Source organism: Streptomyces sp. NBRC 110611 (genome assembly GCF_001590865.1).
Lineage (GTDB): Bacteria > Actinomycetota > Actinomycetes > Streptomycetales > Streptomycetaceae > Streptomyces.
Genome location: NZ_BBUY01000010.1, coordinates 61,480 through 66,388, shown reverse-complemented (window position 1 = coordinate 66,388; position 4,909 = coordinate 61,480). Strand labels below are relative to the sequence as shown.

General features: G+C 73.0%; 3 protein-coding genes. 2 read left to right on the top strand and 1 reads right to left on the bottom strand.

The genetic code is table 11. The features are described from left to right. The coding region (locus AZE13_RS21150; RefSeq protein WP_066934166.1) for a metallophosphoesterase at positions 1 to 942 on the top strand (942 nt) is incomplete at its 5' end. 100 nt (positions 943 to 1,042) lie between these two features. Then, on the top strand, positions 1,043 to 3,190 hold the full coding sequence (locus AZE13_RS21145; protein ID WP_066934163.1) for a SpoIIE family protein phosphatase: 2,148 nt from the start codon (positions 1,043 to 1,045) through the stop codon (positions 3,188 to 3,190). Positions 3,191 to 3,232: 42 nt separating this feature from the next. Here the strand turns inward: AZE13_RS21145 and AZE13_RS21140 are convergent, their stop codons facing one another. Further along, positions 3,233 to 4,630 (bottom strand): NADP-dependent succinic semialdehyde dehydrogenase, encoded by a 1,398-nt coding sequence (locus AZE13_RS21140; RefSeq protein WP_066934160.1) that lies wholly within the window; start codon positions 4,628 to 4,630, stop codon positions 3,233 to 3,235. Positions 4,631 to 4,909 lie beyond the last annotated feature (279 nt).

Sequence of the window (4,909 nt, the reverse complement as noted above, 5' to 3'; positions counted from 1 at the left end):
GTCACCGGTGACGCGGGGACGGGGGACGAGGCGCAGTACGCGGTGGCCGCCGCGGCGCGCGACATCTGCCGGGCCGAGCAGGTGGGTCTCGCGGTGGGCCTCGGGGACAACATCTACGAGAACGGGCCGGAGTCCGACCACGACACGGAGTTCCAGGACAAGTTCGAGAAGCCCAACAGCGGCATCGACGTACCCTGGCTGATGGTGCTGGGCAACCACGACTGCTCGGGGCTGATACCCGGCAGCGGCGGCGACCCGTCGCGCGGTGACCGCGAGGTCGCCTACGCCAGGACCTCCAAGCGCTGGTACATGCCGAGCCGTTACTACAGCGTGCCGCTGCCGGCCGCCGATCCGCTGGTGGAGTTCTTCGCGGTCGACACCGTTCCGTGGTCGTCGTACGTCGTCCAGCTCGACCCGTACTACCGGTGGGACGGCCCGTACATGCGCGAGCAGCGAAGCTGGCTGGATGGCGCGCTGCGCGCCTCACGGGCCCGCTGGAAGGTGGTGCTGAGCCATCACCCGTACCTGAACAACGGCAAGCACGGCAGCGCCGGTGCGTACGACGGGTTCGAGATCGGGCACTACACCAGCGGTGTCCATCTCCAGGAGATGTACGAGCAGGTGGTGTGCGGCCGGGCCGATCTGATCCTCTCCGGTCACGACCACACCCTTCAGATCCTGGAGCCGACGGCGCGTACCGGCGGCACCCGGCAGGTGGTGTGCGGGGCGTCCGCCAAGACGGAGGACGGCCAGGCGCACTTCCAGCACCCGGCGGCCTGGCAGAACTTCGCCGACCACGGCTTCATGGTGCTGAAGGTGTCCGCCGCGCGGCTGACCCTCGACGCGTACACCGTGGATGTGGCGACGCGACGGGCCACCCTGGCGCACCGGACGCGGCACGCCCTCCCGGTGGCGGCGCCGGCCGTCACCCACACGCCGTAACCCGACGCATCGGACATGCGGGGGTCGCGGCCCCCGCCTAGGGTGTTCGCATGGTGAGCGCATCTGTCGCGCGCTCCCGGGACACGAGGTGGGACCGCTCATGACCGCCCCGCCGGCCGGACCGTCCGACGAGGGCGACGCCCCCCGAACCGACCGGAACCGGCGCCGGGTCGCGGAGGACGCGCCCGGGGTGTCCCGGCACGAGCCGGTCGGGCTGCGCCGACGGCTCGCGCTCAACCGGACGGGCACCTTCGACTGGGACCTGGACGGGGGGTGCATGGTCCTGGACCCCGGTGCGATGGACGTCTTCGATCTGCGCCCCGGGGAGTACGACGGCGCGCCGATGTCCCGGATCGTGCGGGTTCCTCCGGAGGAGGCGCTCCGGCTGGACGAGGCTCTCTCCCAGGCCCTGCAGGAGGGCCGTTCGTCGTACGGCGTGTACTTCCAGGTCCGCTGCCGCGACGGATCCCGGCGCTGGACGTACTCCCAGGGGCGGATCCTGCACGACCCGGACGGGGCGCCGTACCGGGTCATCGGCATCGTCCGGGAGGCGACCGGCGAGCTGGCGGACTCCGCGCTGCTGCGTTCGCTCCAGAAGGAGAGCCGGCGGCAGACGGTGATGGTGCAGCAGACCACGGCCGCGCTGGCGCGGGCGCTGTCGATGGCGGATGTCACGCGCGTGCTGACCGGCACCCTCAGTACCCGGCGGTTCGGCGCGGAGGGGCTGATCCTCGGCCTGGTGGAGAACGACAGGTTCCGGATCATCGCCGCGACCGGGCTGGAGGGCGGGCCTCCCCCGGACCTGAACACGGCACGGCTGGACGACACCCTGCCGCTGTCCGACGCGGCCCGCTCACAGCAGCCCGTCTTCCTCAGCACCCGCGGCGAACTGATCGCCCGCTACCCCCGGCTGCGCCCGTACACCGACGCCATTCCGCCCGGCAGCTCGGCCTTCCTGCCGCTGATCGCCCAGGACACCGTGATCGGCGGCCTGGGGCTGTTCAACAGCGAGCCGGCGGTGCAGTCGGCGGAGGCCAGGAACCTGGCGCTGGCGCTGGCCGGTGTGGTGGCCCAGTCGGTGCAGCGGGCCACCCTCTTCGACCAGGAGCGGGAGTTCGCGACGGGGCTTCAGGAGACGATGCTGCCGCGGCGGCTGCCGCCGCTCGCGGGCGGTGCGGTCACTGTCCGCTACCACCCGGCGAGCGTCGGGCGGGACGTCGGCGGCGACTGGTACGACGTGATCGCACTGCCCCAGGGGCGCACCGGGCTGGTGGTCGGCGACGTACAGGGCCACGACACCCACGCCGCGGCCGTGATGGGCCAGCTGCGGATCGCGCTGCGGGCGTACGCCAGTGAGGGGCACACACCGGAGACCGTGCTGGTACGGGCCTCCCGCTTCCTGGCCGAACTCGACACCGAGCGCTTCGCGACCTGCACCTACGTCCAGGCCGACCTGGAGTCCGGGGCGCTGCACGTGGCACGGGCCGGTCACCTGGGGCCGCTGATCAGCACCGCCGCCCGGCACATCGACTGGCCCGAGGTCCGCGGCGGGCTGCCGCTCGGCCTGGCGACCGCCTTCGGACACGACCACTTCCCGGAGACCCAGCTGTTCCTGGAGCCGGGGTCGACGCTGCTGCTGTGCACCGACGGCCTGGTCGAACAGCCCGGCGAGGACATCTCCGCGGGCATCGACGCGCTGTCCGCGGCGGTCCGCAGCGGCCCCACGGACCTGGAGGCGCTCGCCGACCGGCTCTCCGACCACCTGTGGGCCGAGCCCGGCCCCGAGGACGACATGGCCCTCCTTCTGCTGCACCGGCTGCCCGGGCCCGGCGCCGCCACCACGCCGCGGCTGCGGTTGCACGTCCATCAGGCCGACCCCTCGGGTACCTCGGAGGTCCGCTCGGCCGTGCGCCGCACGCTGGACCAGTGGCGGGCGGGCGGTATCGCGCACGACGTCGAGGTCGCCGCGTCCGAGCTGATCGCCAACGCGCTGACGCACACCGAGAGCGGCGCCCTGGTCTCCGTGGAACTGCTGCCCGGCCCCCCGCGCCGGATCCGGCTGGAGGTCGAGGACCGCTCCAGCCAGTGGCCGCGACGGCGCAGCCCCGGGGAGACCGCGACCTCCGGCCGGGGCCTGCTGCTGGTCGACGCCCTCGCGGACCGGTGGGGTGCGGAGCCGCGCGGGGCGGGCAAGGCGCTGTGGTGCGAGTTCGTGGTGCCGGAAGGCCCCGGTCCGGTCCGCGACTGACCGCGCCGGCGCCTCCGGCTGACCGCGCCGGGGCCCGCGGTGTCACTCCTCCGGCCCGTACCACACCGTCGTCATGTTGCAGAACTCCCGGATCCCGTGCCCGGAGAGCTCCCGTCCGTAGCCGGAGCGCTTGGCGCCGCCGAAGGGGAGGCCCGGGTGGGAGGCGGTCATACCGTTGAAGAAGACCCCGCCGGCCTGCAAGTCCCGGGCCAGCAGCTCCTGTTCGGCCGGGTCACGGGTCCAGGCGTTGGAACTGAGACCGAACGGTGTGTCGTTGGCGAGCCGTACCGCCTCCTCCAGGTCGGCGGCGCGGTAGAGGGTGGCGACCGGGCCGAAGGCCTCCTCGTGGTGGATGCGCATGCCGGGCGTGATGCCGGAGAGGACCGTCGGCTCGTAGAACCAGCCGGCGCGGTGGTCCGGCGGGCGCCGGGCACCGCACAGCGCGGTCGCGCCCTGACGGACCGCGTCGTCCACGAGCTCCTCCAGGTCCCAGCGGCCCTGCTCGGTGGAGAGCGGACCGACCTCGGTGCGCTCGTCCATCGGGTCGCCGACCGTCAGCGCGGCCATGCGCTCGGTGAACCGCTCGGCGAAGGCGTCGTAGACGTCGTCGTGCACGATGAACCGCTTGGCGGCGATGCAGGACTGGCCGTTGTTCTGGACCCGCGCGGTGACGCCGACCCGGGCCGCCTTGTCCAGGTCGGCGGAGGGCAGCACGAGGAACGGATCGCTGCCGCCGAGCTCCAGGACGGTCTTCTTCACCTCGTCACCGGCGATCGCCGCCACCGAGCGTCCGGCCGGCTCACTGCCGGTCAGCGTCGCCGCGGCGACCCGCGGGTCGCGCAGGATCTCCTCGACCGCGCCCGAGCCGATCAGCAGGGTCTCGAAGCAGCCGTCGGGGTAGCCCGCACGGCGGAACAGCTCCTCGATGTACAGCGCGGTCTGCGGAACGTTCGAGGCGTGCTTGAGGAGCCCGGTGTTGCCCGCCATCAGGGCCGGCGCGGCGAACCGTACGACCTGCCAGAGCGGGAAGTTCCACGGCATCACCGCCAGCACCGTGCCGAGGGGGCGGTAGCGGACCACGGCGCGCATCGCACCGGAGTCCCGGACGTCCGCCGGGTCGGGGCGCTCGTCGGCGAGCAGCTCCTCGGCGTGGTGCGCGTACCAGCGCATGGTCTTGGCGCACTTCGCGGCCTCCGCGCGGGCCTGGACCAGCGGTTTGCCCATCTCGGTGGTCATGGTGCGGGCGACGCCGTCCTGGTCCTCGTCGAGCAGCTCGGCGGCCCTGAGCAGCAGCTCCGCGCGGCGGGCGAACGAGGTGGTGCGGTGCTCCTGGAACGCCTCCTCCGCCCTGACCAGGCGGTCTTCGATCTCGCCGGCGTTGAGCGCCGCGAAGGTTTTCAGGGTCTCGCCGGTGGCCGGGTTGACCGTGGCGATGGCCATGATCGGCACCTCCTACGTGAGCGGTGAGGGCTGCGGTGACGGGTCCGGGACAGGGTCCGGCCCTGGCGGACGCGGGATCGGCTCCGGCTCCGGCGGTATCGGCTCCGGCTCCGGAGGCGGCACCGGCGGCCCGGGAAGCGGCTCCGGAACGGGGCTCGGGGACGGCTGGGGATCACGTGCGTGCACGGGGGCCTCCTCAGGGGTGGGGGCGACACTTCCAGTCTGCCTGTCCGCTGCGCTTGGCTGCCTTCCCACGTTGTTGGCTTTCCCGCCGTGTCG

Bases quoted from the DNA above. Each gene is read 5' to 3' on its own strand.
- AZE13_RS21145 (WP_066934163.1), top strand. From the start codon at position 1,043: ATGACCGCCCCGCCGGCCGGACCGTCCGACGAGGGCGACGCCCCCCGA.
- AZE13_RS21140 (WP_066934160.1), bottom strand. From the start codon at position 4,630: ATGGCCATCGCCACGGTCAACCCGGCCACCGGCGAGACCCTGAAAACC.